A 20,773-nucleotide genomic window follows, 5' to 3' on the forward strand; every position below is an offset into this window, starting at 1 on the left:
CTTGGCCACTTCCCCTACTGCCCCTCGCGCGACCGACCCCGAAGAGGTTGAGGCGCTGCATCGCCTGATCCTCGCGTCGCTCGACGACGACCAGGCGGTCGAGACGATCTCGATCCCGCTCGCGGGCAAGACCAGCATCGCCGATTACATGGTGATCGCCAGCGGTCGTTCGACCCGCCAGGTCGCCTCGACGGCGCAGAAGCTGGCCGAGCGGATCAAGGCCGAGTTCAAGCGTCCGGTGAAGATCGAAGGCCTGCCGACCGCCGACTGGGTGCTGATCGACGCGACCGACGTCATTGTCCACTTGTTCCGCCCCGAAGTCCGCAGCTTCTACAATCTGGAGCGGATGTGGGCGTTCGGCGATGCGCCGACGCCGCCTGCCCCCCCGGCTTCAATGCCGACGTTCACCGACGAAGACTAAACCGACCCCGAGGCGGCGATGCTGCTCCACATCGTCGCCCGCGGACGGATCGGGCGGTCGCCCGAGGCGGACCTTGTCGACCGCTATCTCAAGCGGATCGTTTGGCCGACCAAGGTCAGCGAACTCCCCGACACCGGCGGCAAGATCCCGCTCGTCGGCGAGCAGACCAAACGCATCCTGCTCGACGAGAAGGGCGAGACGCTCTCCTCGTCGCAGTTCGCGCATAAGCTCGAACGGTGGCGCGACGACGGCGTGCGCGAGGCGCGGTTCATGATCGGCGCCGCGGACGGCTTCGACGATGCCGCGCGCGACGAGGCCGATCTGCTGTTTTCGTTCGGTCGCGCGACCTGGCCGCATCTGCTGGCGCGCGCGATGCTGGCCGAGCAGCTTTTCCGCGCGACCAGCATCCTTGCCAACCACCCCTATCACCGCGAAGGGTGATGCATGAGGGCAGGGGGCGTCTTGGCGATCGCGACGCTGTTCGCGGCGGCGGGCGTCACCGCGCAGACTGACGCGCCCGCGGTCGTGACCGAGCAGCAACGCCTGGTCGCGGCAAAACGCGACGCCGCGATCGCCACCGTCCGCGCCGCCAAGCTCGTCGCCGCCGCCACCCGGGAACGCAACGCCGCCGACAAGGCGCGCCGGGAAGAACAGGCGCTGGCCGCCCGCGTGACCGCGGCCGAAGCCAATCTCGCGACCGCCAGTGCGCGCGTGGCGCTGGTCGAGCGGTTGCTGTCGGATCAGCGCGCCAGGCTCGGCCATGCGCAAACCCCCGTCGCGCGGCTGTTGGCGGCGCTGGAGTCGCTCGCCCGCCGCCCGACGATCGTCGCGGTCGCGCAGCCGGGGTCGGTCGACGACCTCGTCCATGTCCGCGCGGTGCTCGGCAGCGCCTTGCCCGTCGTCCGCCAGCGCACGCAAGTCGTCCGCACCGAACTCGCCGAGACGCGCCGCCTGCAGGCCAGCGCCACGCTCGCCGCCAAGGCGCTCGCCGATAGCCGCGCACGCCTCGAGAATGATCGCCAGGCGCTCGCCAACCTCGAGGCGCGGCATCGTCAGCGCAGCCAGGCCCTCGGCCGGAACGCGCTCAGCGAGTCCGACCGCGCGCTGGCGCTCGGCGAACGCGCACGCGATCTCGTCGATGGGATGACCGCCACGACCAACGCCAAGACGACCGCGGCTAGTCTGATCGCGCTCGCCGGCCCGATCCCGCGACCGATCGCGCGTGGCAGCATACCCGCCGCGCCACCACGCGGCGTGTACCGCACGCCGGTATCGGGCAAGCTCGTCACAGGTTTCGACGAAATCTCGGACGCCGGCGTCCGGTCGCGCGGCCTGACGTTCGCCACCGCGCCCCGCGCGCGCGTCGTCGCCCCCGCTGCGGGGACGATCCGCTACGCCCGCCGCTTCCGCGACTATGGCGTCATCGTCATCATCGACCATGCCGACGGCTGGACCAGCCTCGTCACCGGCCTCGCCGCGACTACGGCCAGGCCCGGCGACCGCGTCACGATGGGCGCCCCGCTCGGCACCGCGCCCGGCGAAGACCCGCGCATCACCGTCGAGCTCCGCCGCCAAGGCCGCCCCGTTGACGTCGCCTCATTGATAGGGTCGCGCTGATCGGCCAAGCCCGATGGCCGCCGCCCTTCAATCCTCCCCCGCAAGGGGGAGGTGGCTGGCACTTGCCAGACGGAGGGGGAGGAACGCGATCACCACTGTTCCGTGTCCTCCCCCTCCGTCACCTTCGGCGACACCTCCCCCTGGCGGGGGAGGATCGAAAGAGTCCTCCGGTCAGCCGCCATTAACCCTCACCAAGCTTTGCTCCGCGCGCGCGTTGCCGCCAGCGTTCGGCTACGCTACGCCGTCACGACCGTACGACCCGTCTTTTCTCAGGTTGCAGGACCATCGATGCCTCGTCCTATACTGCGTACCCCGATCCTTACCGCGACGGCGATCGTCGGCGCGCTGACGCTGATCCCATTGGCTACCTCGGCAATGGCGGCGGTCGACACCGACACGTACCGCGAGTTCGACCAGTTCCTCGACGTCTTCAACCGCGTGAAGGCGGAATATGTCGACAAGGTCGACGACAAGACGCTGATCAAGGGCGCGATCCAGGGGATGCTCGCCAGCCTCGATCCGCACTCGAGCTACGTCGACGCACTCGACTACGAAAACCTCCGGATCATGACCGAAGGTAATTACGGCGGTCTCGGCCTGACGGTGCAGATGGAGGACGGCGCGATCAAGGTCGTCTCCCCGCAGGAAGACTCCCCCGCTGCCCGCGCGGGCGTGAAATCCGGCGACTACATAACGCACATCGACGGCAAGCTCATCTACGGCGATTCGCTCGACGAGGCGGTCGGCAAGATGCGCGGCAAGCCCGGCAGCAAGATCACGCTCGGCCTCGTCCGTCCGGGCCGCGACAAGCCGCTCGACGTGACGATGATGCGCGAGATCATCGTCCAGAAGCCGGTGAAGTGGGAAGTCCGCGGCGACGTCGGCTATATCAACATCAACACCTTCAGCGAGAATACCGGCGCGGACACGCGCGCGGCGATCATGGCCATCGACAAGTCGCTCGGCCACCGCCCGCTCGGCTATGTCGTCGATCTGCGCGAGAATGGCGGCGGCTTGCTCACGCAGGCGATCGAAGTCAGCGACGCCTTCCTCGACCACGGCGAGATCGTCTCGCAGCGCGGCCGCGAGAAGACCGATATCGAACGCTATTACGCCAAGCCCGGCGACGACGCGCACGGCCTGCCGGTCGTCGTCCTCACCGATCCCGGCACTGCGTCGGCCTCCGAGATCGTCGCCGGCGCACTCCAGGATCATCACCGCGCGCTTATCATGGGCGAGCGCAGCTTCGGCAAGGGCTCGGTCCAGACCGTGCTCCAGCTCGGCCCCGAGACCGCACTCCGCCTGACCACCGCGCGCTACTTCACGCCGTCCGGCCGCTCGGTGCAGGAGGGCGGGATCGAGCCCGACATCAAGGTGCCGCAGCTCACCGATCCCGACTACAAGTCGCGGCCCGTGTTCCGCGAGGCCGACCTGCGCAAGCACCTGATCAATGAGGTGAAAGCCGACAACGCGGTGCTGGAGGAAGATACCAAGACCGATCCACGCTTCTCGCAGACGCCCGAGCAGTTGAAGAAGCAGGGCATCGACGACTTCCAGCTCTATTACGCGCTGAAGACGGTCGCGCGCCTCGGCGGTCCGGTGCAGGTTGCCGCCGCGACCAAGCCGCGCCCGATCAAGCCTGATCCCACCGCTGCCGCCACCAAGGCGCCCAACAAGTGAGCGTGCGTCGTGGGCTTGGCATGACCAAGAACGAGGAGATCGCGCGCGCCATCGCACTGCTGCTGCCGGCGTTCCTGCTGCTCGGCGCGCTCGGGTCGCAATATCTGGGCGGATTGTATCCGTGCGAAATGTGCCATTGGCAGCGCTGGCCGCATTATTCCGCGGTGCTGATCGCCGGTGCGACGTTCTTCGTGCCCGGACGCTCGTTGCGCGCGTCGCTGGTCATCATCGCCGGGCTGCTGATCGGCCTCAGCGGGCTGATCGGCGTCGCGCATGCCGGCGTCGAATATCACTGGTGGAACGGATTCACCGCCTGCACCACGACCGTGTCGATGGCGGGGACCACCGCGGCCGAACGCCTTGCCGCGATCATGAACGCGCCGATGGTCCGCTGCGATTCGCCGCAGTGGAAATTGCTGGGAATTTCGCTCGCCGGCTTCAACGCCATCTTTTCCCTGGCCGGTGCGTTCACCATATTCGCACTCATGAGGAAGACGCGATGAGCTGGAAGCCAGGAGACCCCAAGCGCGCAACGGATGCGATGATCCGCGTCGATCAGGCGGGCGAATATGGCGCGATCCGGATCTACGCCGGGCAGCTGGCCGTGCTCGGCGATCGGCATCCGGCGTCGCGATCGATCCACCACATGGCGCAACAGGAGGAGCGCCACCGCGCGTTCTTCGACAAGATGATCGTCGAGCGCCGCGTGCGCCCGACGGTGCTGCAGCCGATCTGGAAGGTTGCCGGCTTCGCGCTGGGTGCCGTCACTGCGGCGATCAGCCCGCGGGCAGCGATGGCGTGCACCGCGGCGGTCGAGACCGAGATCGACAAGCATTACGAGGAACAGCTCGTTCAGCTTGGCGCCAGCGATCCCGAGCTATCGGCGGCCATCCTCGATTTCCAGGCCGAGGAACTCGAACACAAGGCGACCGCGATCGCCGCGGGGGCCGAAGAGACGCCGGGTTATCCGGTGCTGAGTGCTGCGATCCGGCTCGGCTGCAAGGTCGCGATCGCAACCGCCAAACGGATCTAGGCAGGCGGATCGTATCGGCGGATCCCGCCGGGCGACAATGACGAGCCGAACGAACGCGTGGGAGTGATGCGTATGAAGATGCTTTTTGCGGCGGCCTTGCTCGTCGCCGGACCCGCGGTTGCACAGACCGCGCCGCAGACCTCCAATGGTAATGCGGGACCGACCCTTGCCCAGCCGCCGGCCAAGGCCCCCGCGCTTCCCGGCGCGACCGCTCGGCCCAAGCCGGTCGTCGCCCCCCCGCAGGTGTCGCGCAACGCCCCGATCAACGGCGTCCTGACGCTGTTCGGCAACGAACGCTGCCCGACCAACGCGAACGGCGAAGAAATCGTCGTCTGCGTCCGCCGCAGCGCGCAGGAGCAATACCGCGTTCCCAAGGAACTCCGCGACTTCGTCGTCACGCCCGAAAATGCCAGCTGGGCGACCAAGGCGCAGGGCACGATGGATGCTGGCTCCGGCGTCAACACGATCGGCAGCTGCTCCGCTGTCGGTGCCGGTGGTGCCACGGGCTGCTTCGGCCAGCGGGTGCGGGAATCGCGCCTGGAGAACAAGACGCGTGCGGCGGAAGTCCCCGTCCTGCCGTAACCCGGCGGACGAGAACGGTCTCCGCTGTCCCGACGCGGTCCCGCCATCTTAACGCGGACCTGTCATCCTGCCATGCTCCTCCGTCATCCTGACGAAAGTCAGGATCCAGGGTTAAACAGACCATCGCCTGCGGCTCTGGATCCTGACCTTCGTCAGGATGACGGGAATGTTCAGGTCGCTGCGCTCGACCTTCAGGCCATCTCCGCCTCTTCCGCATGCGCCCCAGTTTCATCCGTCGCCTCAGCGAACGCTGGGTATTCCGCGACATGGGTGACGCGAGCAACGCATGATGGCCCATGACCCACATGATCGCCCCGTAGATCCGCGCGGCCTTTCCCGGGACCCAACTACGTCCCGCGCCCGGGCGCGCCACCGTCCTGCGCCCCCCTTCAGCCCTTCTGTCCTACAAGCATAGGGCATGACATGATGCGCGTATGACGTTGCAAACCTTCCCAGCCGTAATCCTGAAAACTGCCCGTCAGCCCGTCTCGACGGCCGGAAAGACTATCGCGCCAGCGTCTATACTTTCTATACTTCACTCGCGCGCTACCCGCACCCAATGCCAGATTGTCGTGACTTCTCCGTAAGCTAGGAAAAATCGCGAACCGTACGCCCCCCGCTGCTCGGCAACGCTCCTCTCGCTAGGAATACCGGCATGACCAAACCCCTGAGCATCGCCTTCCTGCTGTTTCCGAACGTCACACAGCTCGACCTGACCGGCCCCGCGCAGGTCCTGTCGCGGCTCGGCAACGCTCGCCTCGATCTGGTCTGGAAGACGCTGGAGCCGGTACCGACCGACGCGGGATTCTCGATCCTGCCGACCGCGACCTTCGCCGACGTGCCGCGCGCGGACATCCTCTGCGTGCCCGGCGGGTTCGGGATCAACGATGTCATCGCCGATGACGACGCGATGGCGTGGGTCCAGGCGGTCGGGGCGCAGGCAAGCTGGGTAACGAGTGTGTGTACCGGGTCACTGATCCTCGGCGCAGCGGGATTGCTCGACGGCTATCGGGCCGGGTGCCATTGGGCGCAACGCGACATGCTGACGCTGTTCGGTGCGATCCCGGTCGCCACGCGGACCGTCGTCGATCGCAACCGGGTGACGGGTGGCGGTGTCACCGCGGGGATCGACTTCGCGCTGACGCTGACCGCGATGATCCGCGGCGAAGCGCATGCGAAGGCGGTTCAGCTCAGCCTCGAATATGATCCCGCGCCGCCTTTCGACAGCGGCTCACCCGAGAAGGCCGACCCCGAAATCCTTGCTGCGGTAAAGCGAAGAACGGCGCAACTTGTGCCGACCCGCGACGACGATCTGCGCGCGCTCGCGAAGCGTCGTGGCTTCGCCCAAGATACTCAGGGGTGACGCTTGAGCCCACGCACGCGGTGCCAGATGTATAATCCGACCAGCGCGATCAGGACCACGCCGATCAGCAGGTCGGCACTGTGGAACGCCGCCTTCACGCGCGGATCGCTATCCCATTTGTCGCCGAGCTTCATGCCGACCCAGGCGAGCCCGAAGCACCACGGCCACGATCCGATGAAGGTATAGACGTGGAACGGCACCAGCTTCATCCGCGCGACGCCGGCGGGGAAGGCGATGAACGAGCGGATGACGGGCAGCAGCCGGCCGATCAGCACCGCCATCGAGCCCCAGCGTGCGAAGAACCGGTCGGCGGCGTCGAGCTCGCCCGGACCGATCAGCAGGTACCGGCCCCAGCGCTCGGCCATCGGGCGGCCCCCGCGCTTGCCGATCTCATAGGCGACGATCGAGCCAAGATTGCACCCGATCGCGCCCGCGGTGGCGGCAAGGTACAGGTCGAACCGCCCGGTCGACACGAGATAGCCTGCAAACGGCATGATGATCTCGGACGGCAGCGGGATGCAGGCGCTCTCGATCGCCATGAGCAGCGCGATGCCGACATAGCCACCCGACGAGATGACGCCGATCGTGAAGGTGGCCAGCACGGCCAGGATCTTTTCGAACATGAGTCGGTCGATTGCGCGAACCGGGGGGCGAAGGGAAGCCCTAAACCGAACCGGCGCATCGGAACCGGGGCGCGGGTCGTTCGCTGGTGGGGCATGACAGATCTCACACTCAACGACGGCCGCTCCATGCCCCAGCTCGGCATGGGCACGTGGCAGATCCCCGACAGCCAGGCCGCGGCGATCGTCCGCAGCGGGCTCGACATCGGCTTCCGCCTCGTCGACACCGCCGCGATCTACGACAACGAACGCGGTGTCGGCGACGGCTACAAGGGATCGGACGCGTTCCTGACGACCAAGCTCTGGAACGACCGACAAGGCGATGCCAAGGCCGCGATGGACGAGAGCCTTGCGCTGCTGGGCGTCGAATCGGTCGACCTGTATTTGATGCACTGGCCGGTGCCGACGCAGGAGAAGTTCGTCGACGCGTGGAAGGCGATGATCGCGCTACGCGATGCGGGCAAGGCCAAGTCGATCGGCGTATCGAACTTCCTGCCCGAGCATATCGACGCGATCGTCGCCGCGACCGGCGTGACGCCCGCGGTCAACCAGATCGAACTCCACCCGAACTTCCAGCAGCGCGAGCAGCGCACCTATCATGACGCGCACGGCATCGTGACGCAGAGCTGGAGCCCGCTCGGGCAGGGCAAAACATTGCTTCAGGATGAGGCGATCATGCGCATCGCCGACAAGCATGGCCGGAGTGCAGCGCAGGTCATCCTCGCCTGGCACTTGGCGAACGGCTTCTCGGTCATCCCGAAGGCGTCGGACGCCGAGCATCTCGCCGACAATTTCGCAGCACTCGACCTGACGCTGGACGACGAAGACATGGCTGCGATCGAAGCGCTCGACGATCCGGCTGGTCGTCTGGGGCCGGAGCCGAACAGCATGTGATTCGCTTCGACGGGCGGCCGGAGTTTTTGTCCACGACACCGCCTCCACGAGGCGGAGTTAAGTTTCGCTCAGCCGCCCGCCAACCACGCGCAAATCCTCGACGAACCGCGCATATTCCTCCGCCGCCTGCGCCGGATCCGGCAACCGCAGCAGATAGCTCGGATGCACCGTGATCCAGGCCTCGCCCCCGTCGGGCAGCTGCAACGCCCGCCCGCGCTCGCGACCAATCGTCATCACCTTGCCGAACAACGACCGCGCCGCCGTCGCGCCGAGCGCTACCGTCACCTTCGGCTTGATCAGCATCTGCTCCTGCTCGATCCACCAGCGACACGCGTCGATTTCGCCGGCCCCCGGCTTGGCATGAATTCGCCGCTTGCCGCGCTGCTCGAACTTGAAATGCTTCACCGCGTTGGTGACGTATGCGCGCGAGCGGTCAACGCCCGCCTCCGCCATCGCCTTGTCGAACATCTGACCTGCAGGACCGACGAACGGACGTCCGGCGATATCCTCCTGGTCGCCCGGCTGCTCGCCGACGAACATCAGCGGCGCGTCGACCGGACCCTCGCCGAACACGGTCTGCGTCGCGGGCTTGTAGAGCGGGCAGCGCGTGCAGCCTGCGGCCTCGTCGCGCAACGCTTCCCACGCGATCTGGCTATTGCCGCCCACCGTGTCGCGCGCTCTTGCGATCATGCCGCTCTCCCTGGCCTGCGCCGCCGCGAGTAACCCCGGCACCAGTGCAGTCTCGGGCATGTTCTTCCAGTATTTCTTCGGCATTTCCTTCAGCATCGCGCCGATCTTGACGCGCGCCGGGTTGAAGATGCTGGCGTAATAGGTTTTCCACACCTCCTCGGTCGGATCGCCGTCGGGCGCGTCGGCCTTGCTGGCGCCGGGCCCTTCGCTGAGCGCCTTGCCGTCCCAGTGGACCGAGACCTCGGGCGTCAGGATCGACCAGCGCATGCTGGCAAAGCGGTTGACGAAGAAGGCGGCGTTGGCACGGACGATGTGATGATCGGGTTCAAACCACGCGACGAAGCGCGTGCCGCCTTCCTCCTCGACTTCGCGGAAACGCAGGAACGCGCGCATCTTGTGGATGTCCCGGCGGACGTCCTTGGCGATCCGGTCGAGCCGGCGGACCAGCGGATCGGCGCGGTCCTCGATCAGTTTCGGTTCGCGGCTGAGGCGGAAGAGCAGCGTGTAGAGCAGCGCGAACCGCTCCAGGTCGCTGCCGAGGATCGCACTCCGGGCAAGATCGAGGAACGCGCGAGGCACGGAGAACGCGCCGGGGGCAGGGGCAGGCGCGGGCTCGGCGACGGTCGCAAACAGATCGACGGGCTCGTCACCGACCTGCCAGACGACGTCGTCTGGCGGCACGTCCTCGGCGACCAGCCCACGCGCTGCATCGCGCCAGCCGTCGAAGTCGTCGGGTTCGCTAAGCGTTACGACGCGCATACTCCTCCCCGTGCCGAGGAGGAATATGCGGTCACGCGAACATTTCCATCTGCTTGGGCTTTGGCTTCGGCGCGATCAGCGGGCGCAGGTTTGCAGCGTCGGAGAGCATCACCGGGCGCCAATCCTCGGCGATGATGAACGGCCGCAGCTTCGCAACCGACACCGTCAGCCGCGCGACGTCCGCCAGATGCAACCGACGCCAGCGACGGCTCGTCAGGATGCCGTTGACTGCCTTCACGCCGAGCCCCGGCACGCGGAGCAGCATCTCGCGCGGGGCGCGATTGACGTCGACCGGAAACGACCCGCGGAACTTGAGCGCCCAGGCGAGCTTCGGATCGATATCGAGCGGGAGCATCCCGGTCGCGTCGTCGGCAGCCGCCACCACCTCGTGCGGCTGGAATTCGTAGAACCGCATCAGCCAGTCCGACTGGTACAATCGGTGCTCGCGCATCAGCGGCGGGCGTTGCAGCGGCAGGACGGCGCTCGCGTCCGGGATCGGGCTGAACGCCGAATAATAGACGCGGCGCAGGCCGAACCGATCGTACAAGGTCGATGCCTTGCGCACGATATCGCCGTCCGTTGCAGCATCCGCCCCAACTATCATCTGCGTCGACTGGCCGGCGGGGGCATAGCGCGGCGCGGACTTGTACTTCGCCTTGGCATCCTTGCCGTCGATGATCGACGCCTTCACCTCGGCCATCGCGGTCTCGATCCGGACACCGTCCTTCTCGGGCGCGAGGCGCTTCAACCCGTTGGCGGTCGGCAGTTCGACGTTGATCGACACGCGATCCGCATACAGTCCAGCCTGGTGGACGAGCTCGGGATCTGCATCGGGGATCGTCTTGAGGTGGATATACCCTCGGAAATGATGATCCTCGCGAAGCGACCGCGCGACCTCGACCATCTGCTCCATCGTATAGTTGGACGAGGCGATGATTCCGGACGAGAGGAACAGCCCCTCGATATAATTGCGCTTGTAGAAGGCGATGGTGAGATCGACGACTTCCTTGGCCGTAAAGCGCGCGCGGCGCACGTTCGAGCTCTTGCGGTTGATGCAGTAATGGCAATCGAAGATGCAGCTGTTGGTCAGCAGAATCTTCAACAGCGAGATGCAGCGGCCATCCGGCGCATAGGCGTGGCAGATGCCCATGCCCTCGGTCGAGCCCAGCCCCTTGCCGTCGCGCGAATTGCGCTTGGTCGTGCCGGACGACGCACACGACGCGTCGTATTTGGCCGCATCGGCGAGGATCTCGAGCTTTGCACGGGTGTCGAGTTGGGCCATTCGTTCGTCTTACGTTCCGCGAAAAGGGGTGTCGAGTGATGGAGATCAACTTGTCACTATGTCGCTGATACGGGGTGGTTCTTCGTCGTGGCGGCAGAGTGAAGTATAGAAAGTATAGACGCTGGGAGCGTTTTTGCAGGTCCGGCTTCCAGGGTATGAAAGTCTAGCGGTCAAGGCGTCGGAACGCTGGCAGGATCGGGGCATGTAGGACAGCGATCAGTTAGTCGAACACGTAGCGGATCAGGTCGACCATGCCGCCGAGGCTCACGGGCAGGAGCAACAACAAGAAGAGATAGACGAAGATCAGGCGGGTCAGCGCCTTTTCGTGGCGATACACGGGCTTGCGTGGAGGCAGGTCCTCCTTGCGTGGCCAGATGCTGGATTCGTCGAGGAACATGGCGCTATCCGAGTGTTGATCCAGTCATAACGACACGAGGCCCGCCAAGTGCCGCGTATCGTCATCATTATTTACATCTTGTCTGCCGTGGTTAGACTGCTCGAACCGGGGAGATATAGTATGATGAAAAATAACCGATTCCTGTTCGTTCCTGTTTGTCTTTTCCTGATGGTGTCGACCGCGAGCGCGCAAGCCCTCGACAATGTTGGCACCGACGTGAAGAAAGAAAAAAAGACCTGTCGGCAGTTGATGCCTACGGGGACGATCATGTCCACGCGTGTCTGCAACACGGCGGTCGAATGGGCGAAATTCGATGCGATCAATTCGGATGGAGCGGATGACTTTCACAAGGCGCTCAGGATGACGACAACAGGGGAGCGAGGGCCCGGCCCAGGGCGGTGAACCGTCCGCGAGTCGCGGTTTGGACATGCGTCATTCCGCTGCAATAAGACCCGTCGCGGCTTGGAGGTCGACCGAGACCAGGCGACTGACACCGCGTTCGATCATCGTCACGCCGAACAGGCGGTGCATGCGGCTCATCGTGACGGCGTTGTGCGTGACGACGAGGTAGCGCGTATCGGTGTCGCGCGCCATGCGATCGAGAAGATCGCAGAAGCGCTCGATATTGGCGTCGTCGAGCGGTGCGTCGACCTCGTCGAGGACGCAGATCGGCGCGGGATTGGTGAGGAACAGGCCGAAGATCAGCGCGACCGCCGTCAGGGCCTGTTCGCCACCCGACAGCAACGTGAGGGACTGAAGCCGCTTGCCGGGTGGTTGCGCCATGATCTCCAGTCCGGCCTCGAGCGGGTCGTCGGAATCTATGAGTTCGAGGTGCGCGGCGCCGCCGTCGAAGAGCGTGGTGAAGAGGCGCTGGAAATGGCCGTTCACCGCCTCGAATGCGGCGAGCAGGCGTTGGCGACCTTCGCGGTTGAGCGTCCCTATCGAGCCGCGCAGGCGGTTGACTGCCTGGCCGAGTTCGTCGCGCTCGACGGCGTTGCCGCGGGAGGCGTCTTCGAGTTCGGCGAGTTCGGTTTCGGCGACGAGGTTGACCGCGCCGATCCGTTCGCGGTCCGTGGTGAGGCGGTCGTGGGCGGCGGACTCCTCGGCTGGCGCGCGGACGTCGGCGACCGCGAAGCCGAGGCGTTCGGGGAGCACGGGCGCAGGGCATTGGAAGCGCTCACCCGAAAGACGACCGAGATCGAGGCGGCGCGCCTCGTGGTTATCGACGCGGGCGACAGCGCCGGCGCGGGCTTCGCGCGCTTGGGACAGGGCTTCGGTGGCGGCGCGGTGTGCGTCGTCGGCGGCGCGGGCAGCGGTTTCTGCACTCTGTTCGGTGGCGAGGAGCGCGTCGGCCGCTGCACGAGCCTCTCGGTGCTTGCCGTCGAGCGTGGTGATGTCTGCGTCGAGGGCGGCGGGGCGATCGGCGATGGCGGCGAGGTCGGTGCTTAGCGCTGTCTCCCGCGCGTCCATGGCGGCGATGCGCTTGGCGGCTTCACCGGCGCGCGCGCGCCAGCTTCGGGTGTCGGCTTGGGCGGCGGACAGGCGTTCGCGGTAGGTGGCGATGCTGCGGTCGAGTGTGGTGCGATCGGCGCGGGCCTGCGCGACGGCGGCGCGACTGCGTTCGGCGTCGTATTGAAGCGTGGCGACCTGGCGCGCGTTGGCGGTGCCGTCGGGGACCGCGGCCATCGCGGCTTCGGCGCGGGTGCGGTCGGCCTGCGCGTCGGCGACGTCGTCGGCGATACGGTGCGCGCGGACGTCGAGGTCTGCGCGCTGGGTGGCAAGCCGTTCGAGCGCGGCGGCGGCGCGGTCTTCCTGGCGGGTTGCGTCGCGCGCGGTAGTCTCGCCGCGTTGCAGGGCGGCGCGGGCGACCTGCGACTGGCTCCGGGCTTCGGCGATCCGCGCGTCGATCGTGGCGCGGGTGTGTTCGGCGTCGTCCAGCGTTTTGGCCGCAGCGGGGCGGGTGGCTTGCAGCGCGACGAGCCGGTTGCGGCGGACGAGGCGTTCGGCGGCGGCCGCGCCGGTACCGGTTGCGGTGAAGCCGTCCCAGCGGCGGAGTCGGCCGTCTCGAGTGACGATCCGCTGGCCGACGGCGAGGTGTTGCCCTTCGTCGGTCTCGATGACGAACACTTGCGCGAGTCTGCGGGCGAGCGCGGCGGGTGCCTCGACATATCCCGAGAGCGGTTCGGCGTCGGCGGGCGCTTCGGGATCGCCGGCGCGGGACGCGGCGCCTGCCCATGCGTCGAGCCCGGTGTCGAGATCGTCGCCGAGCGCCGCGGCCAGCGCGCGTTCGTAGCCTGCGCTGGCCGAGACATGGTCGAGCAACCGGTCGCGGCCGCTACGCTGCGTCGCCTTGGTGAGTGCCGCCATTTCGCTGTCGATCGCGGCAAGGTCGGCGCGGGCGGTGGCGCGTGTGGTTTCGGCGGCGTCTCGCGCGCTGGTCGCGGCGGCTTCGTCTGTGTCAGCGCGGGCGATGGCTTGGCGGGCTGCCTCTGCAGCCGCTGTCGCGGCGCGTCGGGCTTCGGCGGCGGTTTCGCGCTCCGCGGCGAGCGGCGCTGGGTCACCGAGGGCGCGTAGGGCGGCGGCGATCTGCGCGGAGTCCCGGTCCGCGCGATCGGCGCGGGTACGCGCGGCGGCGAGGGCGGCACTGGCGACACGGACTTCGGCGGCGTCGCGGGCCTGGGTTGCGAGCGCCTGGGCGAGCGAGACCTCCGCATCGCGCGCGCGCCGTTCGGTGTCGGCGAGTGCGGTATCGAGATCGGGGATCGCTGCGGCGGCATCGGCGATCGCGGTGTCGAGGGCCTTGGCCTCGCCTGCGAGGCGGGCAAGCGCAGCGGCGGCATCGCTGGCGAGCGATCCTTCGCGGGCCCGGTCGTCGGCGATCCGCGTGCGCATGTCGGCCAGGTCGGCGATCCGGCGCGCGACGCTGGTCTTTTCGGTCCTGAGCGCGGCAAGGCGGTGCGCGAGGTCACCGACCAGGTCGCGCGCGGCGAGGGCTGCGGTGCGGGCGGTGGAGACGACGTCGATCGCCCGGAGTTTATCGGCGGCGGCTGCGCGTTCGGCGTCCGTGCCCGCGCGGACCTGGGCTTCGGCGGCGGTGGCTTCGGCCATGGCGGCATCGGATGCGGTGGCGGCGTCGCGCCAGCGGGCGAACAGCGTGCGGGCCTCGGCGATGCGGATCTGCGCGGAGACGAGGCGGTAGCGTTCGGCGGCGCGGGCCTGGCGTTTGAGCGTGGCGGCGCGCGCATCCTGGTCGGAGATGATCTCGTCGAGCTTGGCGAGATTGGCTTCGGTCGCGCGCAATTTGCCCTCGGCGTCCTTGCGGCGGACATGGAGCCCGGCGATCCCGGCGGCCTCCTCCAGCATCGCGCGACGGTCGGCGGGCTTGGCGGCGATGACTGCGCCGATCTTCCCCTGGCTGACGAGCGCGGGCGAATGCGCGCCGGTGGCGGCGTCGGCGAACAGGAGGCCGACGTCCTTCGCGCGGACGTCGCGGCCGTCGATCCGGTAGGCGGAGCCGGCGCCGCGCTCGATCCGGCGGACGATCTCGCGTTCGTCACCGGCTATTTCGGCGAGGATCGAGACTTCGGCGAAATCGCGCGGCGGGCGGGTCGCGGTGCCGGCGAAGATGACGTCGTCCATGCCGGCGCCGCGCAGCGATTTCGCGCTGGCCTCGCCCATCGTCCAGCGCAGCGCTTCGAGGAGGTTGGACTTGCCGCAGCCGTTGGGGCCGACGACGCCGGTCAGGCCGGGTTCGATGCGGAGATCGGCGGGGTCGACGAAGCTCTTGAAGCCGGTGATGCGGAGGCGCTTGATCTGCATTTTTGCGCCTCCCCCCGACGGTTATGATTTTATGCCGAACCGTCCTTGTGTCCCCGCGAAGGCGGGGACCCAGACTAGGCTCCCGCCTTCGCGGGAGAACAGGGAAGAGATGACATCTGCCCAAACGTCCACCACCCCGGCGGAGGCCGGGGCCCAGTTGGAGAGGTCGCAGTAACGACGCGCAACGCACGTCAGCACCGTCCCCCAATTGGGCCCCGGCCTTCGCCGGGGTGGGGCGTCGCGCGAGGGTTAGCTTACGCCCCCGCCGCCTTCAGCGCCTTCTCCATCTGATCCCAGCTCACGACCTGGTCGAGCTTCTTGTCGTTCAGCAGGAACGTCGGCGTGCCCGTCACGGTCCCTGCCTGCATGGCGTTTTCGGTCGGCTTGGCCATCACTTCGAGCTGCTTCTGGTCGGCGAGGCAAGCGCGCGCCTTGGCTTCGGGGATGCCGCGCTGCTTGACGAAATCGATCGCGCCCATCTGTTCGGCGAGCTTGGTCGCGACGACCGTCGGCGGCTGGTTGGCGAGTTCCTGCTGCTGCGCGGGCGTCATCACCTGGAGCTTGTCGAGGAACGCGATCTGGTTGCCGTACATCTGCTCGAGGATCGGGAAGAACGGCGCGACGCCGCCGCACTGGCCGAGCAGCGTCAGCGCGACGTCGGGCGCACCGTGGACGAGGAAGTCGCGGAATTCGAAGCTGACTTTCCCGGTCGCGACATATTTCTCGGTCAGCGGCCTGTACGCCTCGCGGGCGAACGCACCGCAGGTCGGGCATGAGCGCGCGCCGTATTCGACCAGCTTGATGGCAGCGTTCGGATTGCCCATCAGATAGCCCTCGGGGGTCTTCACGACCGTCTCGGTCCAGTTCTGGCCGGCGGGTGCGGCGGCGGCGGCGACGGGCGCGGCGGCAGGCGCATCGACGTTGCCGGTGGAATCATTCTTCGAGCAGGCGGCGAGCGCGAGCGGCAGGACGGCGAGCGTGGTCAGCAACTTCATCGGAATACTCCAGTGGATCGGGTAAATTAGCGGGCGCCGGCCTTGCGCAGCGCGGGTTCGAGCTGGTCCCAGCCGACGTGCGGAACCATCTTGCCGTTGAGGTAGAAGGTCGGCGTGGAGTCGATCTCCTTGGGTGCGTCGGCGGTCAGTTTGACGATCCGGTCGATCTCGGGCTGGTTGGCGAAGCAGGCGTTTATCGCCGCATCCGAGAGCCCGCGTGCTTTAACGAACGCGGTCAGGCCGGAGCCGTCGGCGTTGGCGCGGACCTGCGCGGCGGCCGGGTACATGGCGAGCCGTGCGGCGTTGCCCTGCTGATACTCGATCCCGCGCTCCAGCCATTGCGGCTGCGCGGCGAAGATCGCGGACGAGGTAGCGGAGAAGCCCTTGGGTCCGGTGCAGCGCGCGAGGATCGCCGCCGCCAGGTCGAGCCGGTCGCGGATGAAGCTGCGGACTTCGAGGCTGGTCGAGCCCGACGCGATCATCTGGCGCTTGAGCACGGGTTCGGACTTCACCGAGAAGTCGGCGCAGTGCGAGCAGGTGTAGCTGGCATATTCGACCAGCTTCACGCGCGCGGCGGGGTTGCCGATCAGGTAGGCGCCCGACGGGAGGATGCGCGCGGTCTGCGACCAGTCGCGTTTCGGCGCGGCACCGGTCAGGAGGAAGAGGGCGAAGACGGCAAGGAAGACGCGCATCAGTTGATCCTGGGAAGGCCGTGCGTCGAGGCGACTCCGGCGGCGAGGGATTCGAGGACGGCGCGCAGTTCCGGATCGGCGATGCCCTTCAGGCTCGCACCGAGATCGACGGGAACCGGGCGGATCGAAGGCGGGGCGCGGCGGGGGGCGGGGGGCGCGACTTCACCCTGGCGGATCGCGACTTTCACGATCGCCGCGTAGCCGAAGAAGCGGTTCACGCGCTCGATGATCTCGGGCGCGATGTGCTGCATCATCGGCGCGTGTGCGCCGCGGACGGTGAGCGTGAGGACGCCGTCCTGCTTCTTGCCGAGCGGGAAGCGGATCGATTCGGGGATGCTGGCGCCCGCGAGCTTCGCGCCGACGATCTCGGGCCAGCGGCTGACGATCGACGACTGGACGAAGCCGAATCGCCGGAACGCCGCGCCGCCGATCGCGGGCAGCAGCTCGGCGACCGCGCGCGAGCGGTTCTCGCGCGGGGCGTCGGGATCGGTCTTGCCCTTCACGCGGCGCTTGGGCGTCGCAGCTTTGGGCAGGGAAACGGGCGGCTTGCTCATCCGCAATCCCATGCCATAGGCGACGCGTGAACGCCAAGCGCTCTTCGGTCTCGACGGCCCTGCTCGACTGGTATGATGCGCATCGCCGCGACCTGCCGTGGCGCGCGAAGCCCGGTGAAGCGGTCGATCCGTACCGGGTGTGGCTGTCCGAGGTGATGTTGCAGCAGACGACGGTCGCCGCGGTGACGCCGCGGTTCCTGGCGTGGACGGCGCGGTGGCCGGATTTCGCGAGTCTCGCGGCGGCGGACGATGCCGATGTGATGGCCGCGTGGGCGGGGCTCGGCTATTATGCGCGGGCCCGCAACCTGGTGAAGGCGGCGAAGGCGGTGGTCGCCGAGCATGGCGGCGTTTTTCCGCGGACCGAGGCTGAGCTGCGAGAGTTGCCCGGCCTCGGCGCCTATACCGCGGCGGCGGTGGCGGCGATCGCGTTTGGCGAGCGCGCGGTGGTGGTCGATGCGAATGTCGAGCGCGTCGTCGCGCGGCTGTTCGCGATCGAGACGCCTTTGCCGGCGGCGCGGCCGGCGATTCGGGTGGCGGCGGACTCGATCACGCCCGACGCGCGGGCGGGCGATTTCGCGCAGGCGATGATGGATCTGGGCTCGGGGACCTGCACGACGCGCAGTCCGAAATGCCTGCTCTGCCCGATCCGTGAGTTTTGCGAGGGGTTCAGGCAGGGCGCACCCGAGCGGTTGCCGGTCAAGGCGAAGAAGGCGGCCAAGCCGCAGCGTTTCGGCACGATCTTCTGGCTGGAACGCGATGGGCAGGTGCTGCTGGTGCGGCGGCCGGATACGGGGCTGCTCGGCGGGATGCGCGCGTTTCCGACCGGGCCTTGGGGCGACGGCCCACCCGGGTTCGAGGATGCGCCGGCGCAGGCGGAGTGGCGGATGCTGGACGCGACGGTCGCGCACGGATTTACCCATTTCGATCTGCAACTGACGCTTGCGGTGGCGACGGTCGAGGCGCATCAACCCCGCGTTCCACCGGCAAGCGAATGGTGGCCGATCGACGACCTGGATACCGCCGGGCTTCCAACCGTTTTCGCTAAAGCCGGTAAAGTCATACGAAACTGGGCCATACGGAGAGCTGCATGAAATTGGTGCACTGGATTTCGACGGGCGGCCTAGCCGCACTGGCCGCGGCCACGGCCTATGCCCAGCAGGCGCAGCCCCGCCCGCAGCCTTCTCCACAGGTCCGTCCGACGCCGCGGATGACGATCCCGGTTAACGCGCTGCTGCCCGCTACGTCCACGCTGTTCGACGGCTATGTCGCGCAGAACAAGATGCCGGGGATCGTTGGGGCGTTCGGGGCTGGCGACGGTCCGACGCTGTTCCCGTCCGCGGGCAAGATCAGCGACGATCCAAACGCGCCCGCCGCCGGCCCCGATTCGCTGTGGCGCGTCTATTCGATGAGCAAGCCGATCACCGGCATGTCGGCGATGATGCTGATCGAGGACGGCAAGCTCAACCTCGACGATCCGGTCAGCAAATACATCCCGGCGTTCAAGGACATGAAGGTGGCGACGAGCCCCGACACGTCGCTCGCCACGCGCCCCGCGACGCGGCCGATCACGATCCGCAACCTGCTGACGCATACCGCCGGGCTCGGCTACACGATCGTCACCAAGGGGCCGCTGCTCAAAGAGTATGAGCGGCTCGGGATCCTGCCGCTGTCGGTCAGCGCGGCGATGGAAGAGAAGATGCGGCCCGTGCGGCCTAAGTCGCTCGAAGACTTCGCGAACCGCGTCGCGACGCTCCCGCTGATCGCGGAACCGGGGACCAAGTGGAGCTATTCGATCGGGCTCGACGTGATGGGGCGCGTGATCGAGGTGGCGAGCGGCATGAGCTTCGAGCGGTTCGTGCAGACGCGGCTGTTCGATCCGCTCAAGATGCGGTCGAGCTTCTGGCAGGTGCCGCAGAGCGAGGTCGGGCGCCTGGCGACGAACTACGCGTTCGTCGGCGACACGCGGACGCCGCTCGATCCCGCCGCGACGTCGGTGTTCCTGCAGAAGCCGAGCTTTCCGTATGGCGGCGCGGGGCTGGTGATGTCGGCGCGCGATTACGACCGGTTCCTGCACATGATCCAGGACGGCGGCACGCTCGACGGCGTGCGCGTGATGAAGCCCGAGACGATTGCGCTGGCGACGTCGAACCTGTTGCCGACAGGCGTCGTGTTCGGCGGGGTCGGTGGCGGCACGGGGGGCACGAAGGGCAGCAACATGGGCTTTGGCGCGGGCGGGTCGGTGGTGCTCGCCACCACCCCGAACGGACCGGGCAAGGGCACCTATGCCTGGGGCGGTGAGGCGGGGACTATCGCCTGGGTCGATCCGGTCAAGCATTCGCGCGGCAATGTGATGGTCAACTACTTCCCGGCGGATCGGATTCCGCTGCGGGAGCAGGTAGTCTCGGCATTGATGCAGGATGCGGCGAGGTTGCGCCGATGAGCGTGATGGAAGCGCCCGGTTTCACGGGCGGGGCGCTCGACCGGTCGGATGCGCTACGGCACGATCCGGAGGGGCTCGCCGCGGCGCAGCGCGACTGGCGTGCGCGGTTGCTCGTGCTCGACGGGTTGCTCCCCGGCACGACCGATGACGGGCATCTCGCCTGGACGTCGATGGCGGACATGCCCGAGGATGCCGAGCCGATCCTGCTCGGCCTCGACGAGAGCGGGCGGCCGCACTTCGCGGCGTTGCTGAACGGGATGCGTGTCGACACTGCGCCCGCGATGCGGTCGCCGGCGCTGATGGCAGTGCTCGCCGCGCTCGCGCCGGGTGAAGCGGCGACCTATGCTGGCGCACGCAGCGTCATCGACTGGCACGTCCGGCACGGGTTCTGCGCGAAATGCGGTTCGCCGACCGAGATGTTCCGGGCCGGTTGGGCGCGGAAATGCCCGAACTGTGCGACCGAGCATTTCCCGCGCGTCGATCCGGTGGTGATCATGATCGCCGAGCATGACGGGCGTGCGCTGCTCGGGCGGGGCAAGGGGTGGCCGCCGGGGCGGTATTCCGCGCTCGCCGGCTTCGTCGAGCCCGCCGAATCGATCGAGGAGGCGGTTGCGCGCGAGATCCTCGAGGAGTCGGGCGTGCGGGTCGGCAAGGTGCGCTATGTCGCCAGCCAGCCCTGGCCGTTCCCGTCGTCGCTGATGATGGCTTGCGTCGCGGAGGCCGAGGACGACGCGATCACGCTCGACGTGAACGAACTCGAGGATGCGATGTGGGTGCCGCGCGAGATGGTGCGCGCGGTGCTGCGCGGGGAGGACGGGCCGTTCGTCGCGCCGCCGCCCTACGCGATCGCGTACACGCTGCTCAAGGCATGGGCGGGGGAGTAGACGACGCGCCAGCTTCGGATGGACGGCGCGGGGTATAGTCTCGTAACGGCG

Annotated in this window: 21 protein-coding genes; 13 read left to right on the forward strand and 8 right to left on the reverse strand. The window is 67.7% G+C overall.

The window, feature by feature from the left end:
- Window position 1 precedes the first annotated feature (1 nt).
- The 8 genes from rsfS (at window position 2) to HMP09_RS15260 (ending at window position 6,696) form a co-directional block, all read left to right on the forward strand.
- Complete coding sequence (rsfS, locus tag HMP09_RS15225; RefSeq protein WP_176501059.1) at window positions 2-421, forward strand: ribosome silencing factor; 420 nt, start codon at window positions 2-4, stop codon at window positions 419-421.
- Window positions 422-439: 18 nt separating this feature from the next.
- The gene (locus HMP09_RS15230) at window positions 440-862 is read left to right on the forward strand and encodes a 23S rRNA (pseudouridine(1915)-N(3))-methyltransferase RlmH (protein WP_176501060.1); all 423 of its coding nucleotides are present in this window, start codon (window positions 440-442) and stop codon (window positions 860-862) included.
- Between the two features lie 3 nt (window positions 863-865).
- A complete protein-coding gene (locus tag HMP09_RS15235; RefSeq protein ID WP_176501061.1) occupies window positions 866-2,038 on the forward strand; it encodes a murein hydrolase activator EnvC family protein in 1,173 nt (390 codons plus the stop codon).
- A 288-nt stretch (window positions 2,039-2,326) separates the two neighbouring features.
- A complete protein-coding gene (locus HMP09_RS15240) occupies window positions 2,327-3,718 on the forward strand; it encodes a S41 family peptidase (RefSeq protein ID WP_176501062.1) in 1,392 nt (463 codons plus the stop codon).
- A 20-nt stretch (window positions 3,719-3,738) separates the two neighbouring features.
- Entirely contained in the window at window positions 3,739-4,221 is a 483-nt protein-coding gene (locus HMP09_RS15245) for a disulfide bond formation protein B (RefSeq protein ID WP_176501810.1), read from the forward strand.
- Window positions 4,218-4,751 carry a demethoxyubiquinone hydroxylase family protein gene (locus HMP09_RS15250; RefSeq protein WP_176501063.1) on the forward strand — a complete coding sequence of 178 codons (534 nt, stop codon included), beginning with the start codon at window positions 4,218-4,220 and terminating at the stop codon, window positions 4,749-4,751. Before HMP09_RS15245 ends, HMP09_RS15250 begins: the two co-directional genes overlap by 4 nt.
- A 72-nt stretch (window positions 4,752-4,823) precedes the next feature.
- Entirely contained in the window at window positions 4,824-5,333 is a 510-nt protein-coding gene (locus HMP09_RS15255) for a hypothetical protein (protein ID WP_176501064.1), read from the forward strand.
- Window positions 5,334-5,988: 655 nt separating this feature from the next.
- A complete protein-coding gene (locus HMP09_RS15260) occupies window positions 5,989-6,696 on the forward strand; it encodes a DJ-1/PfpI family protein (RefSeq protein ID WP_176501065.1) in 708 nt (235 codons plus the stop codon).
- Here HMP09_RS15260 and HMP09_RS15265 read toward each other — a convergent pair.
- Complete coding sequence (locus tag HMP09_RS15265; RefSeq protein ID WP_176501066.1) at window positions 6,687-7,319, reverse strand: DedA family protein; 633 nt, start codon at window positions 7,317-7,319, stop codon at window positions 6,687-6,689. The genes HMP09_RS15260 and HMP09_RS15265 overlap by 10 nt on opposite strands.
- Before the next feature lie 93 nt (window positions 7,320-7,412).
- On the opposite strand from HMP09_RS15265, the gene HMP09_RS15270 reads away from it, so the two are divergent.
- Window positions 7,413-8,210, forward strand: a complete 798-nt coding sequence (locus HMP09_RS15270; protein WP_176501067.1) for an aldo/keto reductase — start codon at window positions 7,413-7,415, stop codon at window positions 8,208-8,210.
- A 57-nt stretch (window positions 8,211-8,267) separates the two neighbouring features.
- Here HMP09_RS15270 and HMP09_RS15275 read toward each other — a convergent pair whose 3' ends face one another.
- From HMP09_RS15275 to HMP09_RS15285, 3 genes are all read right to left on the reverse strand, one after another.
- Window positions 8,268-9,659: a UdgX family uracil-DNA binding protein gene (locus HMP09_RS15275; protein ID WP_176501068.1), complete on the reverse strand. Its 1,392-nt coding sequence runs from the start codon at window positions 9,657-9,659 to the stop codon at window positions 8,268-8,270.
- 31 nt (window positions 9,660-9,690) lie between these two features.
- A complete protein-coding gene (locus tag HMP09_RS15280; protein ID WP_176501069.1) occupies window positions 9,691-10,941 on the reverse strand; it encodes a putative DNA modification/repair radical SAM protein in 1,251 nt (416 codons plus the stop codon).
- A 220-nt stretch (window positions 10,942-11,161) separates the two neighbouring features.
- Window positions 11,162-11,338 (reverse strand): hypothetical protein, encoded by a 177-nt coding sequence (locus HMP09_RS15285; protein ID WP_168371622.1) that lies wholly within the window; start codon window positions 11,336-11,338, stop codon window positions 11,162-11,164.
- 120 nt (window positions 11,339-11,458) lie between these two features.
- Between HMP09_RS15285 and HMP09_RS15290 the strand changes: the two genes are divergently transcribed.
- Entirely contained in the window at window positions 11,459-11,740 is a 282-nt protein-coding gene (locus tag HMP09_RS15290; protein WP_176501070.1) for a hypothetical protein, read from the forward strand.
- Window positions 11,741-11,770: 30 nt separating this feature from the next.
- Here the strand turns inward: HMP09_RS15290 and HMP09_RS15295 are convergent, their stop codons facing one another.
- From HMP09_RS15295 to HMP09_RS15310, 4 genes are all read right to left on the reverse strand, one after another.
- The gene (locus tag HMP09_RS15295) at window positions 11,771-15,157 is read right to left on the reverse strand and encodes a chromosome segregation SMC family protein (RefSeq protein WP_176501071.1); all 3,387 of its coding nucleotides are present in this window, start codon (window positions 15,155-15,157) and stop codon (window positions 11,771-11,773) included.
- Window positions 15,158-15,411: 254 nt separating this feature from the next.
- Window positions 15,412-16,152: a thioredoxin domain-containing protein gene (locus tag HMP09_RS15300; protein WP_176501072.1), complete on the reverse strand. Its 741-nt coding sequence runs from the start codon at window positions 16,150-16,152 to the stop codon at window positions 15,412-15,414.
- A gap of 26 nt (window positions 16,153-16,178) precedes the next feature.
- Complete coding sequence (locus HMP09_RS15305; RefSeq protein ID WP_176501073.1) at window positions 16,179-16,844, reverse strand: thioredoxin domain-containing protein; 666 nt, start codon at window positions 16,842-16,844, stop codon at window positions 16,179-16,181.
- Window positions 16,844-17,398 (reverse strand): DUF721 domain-containing protein, encoded by a 555-nt coding sequence (locus HMP09_RS15310; protein ID WP_176501074.1) that lies wholly within the window; start codon window positions 17,396-17,398, stop codon window positions 16,844-16,846. Before HMP09_RS15310 ends, HMP09_RS15305 begins: the two co-directional genes overlap by 1 nt.
- 59 nt (window positions 17,399-17,457) lie before the next feature.
- On the opposite strand from HMP09_RS15310, the gene HMP09_RS15315 reads away from it, so the two are divergent.
- From HMP09_RS15315 to nudC, 3 genes are read left to right on the forward strand one after another with little or no spacing between them, the layout of a single operon-like run.
- Entirely contained in the window at window positions 17,458-18,489 is a 1,032-nt protein-coding gene (locus HMP09_RS15315) for an A/G-specific adenine glycosylase (protein WP_176501811.1), read from the forward strand.
- A complete protein-coding gene (locus HMP09_RS15320; RefSeq protein ID WP_176501075.1) occupies window positions 18,486-19,838 on the forward strand; it encodes a serine hydrolase domain-containing protein in 1,353 nt (450 codons plus the stop codon). The genes HMP09_RS15315 and HMP09_RS15320 overlap by 4 nt, the downstream gene beginning before the upstream one ends.
- Before the next feature lie 5 nt (window positions 19,839-19,843).
- Window positions 19,844-20,722: an NAD(+) diphosphatase gene (gene nudC, locus HMP09_RS15325; protein ID WP_176501812.1), complete on the forward strand. Its 879-nt coding sequence runs from the start codon at window positions 19,844-19,846 to the stop codon at window positions 20,720-20,722.
- Window positions 20,723-20,773 lie beyond the last annotated feature (51 nt).

This window comes from Sphingomonas sp. HMP9 (genome assembly GCF_013374115.1).
Classification (GTDB): domain Bacteria; phylum Pseudomonadota; class Alphaproteobacteria; order Sphingomonadales; family Sphingomonadaceae; genus Sphingomonas.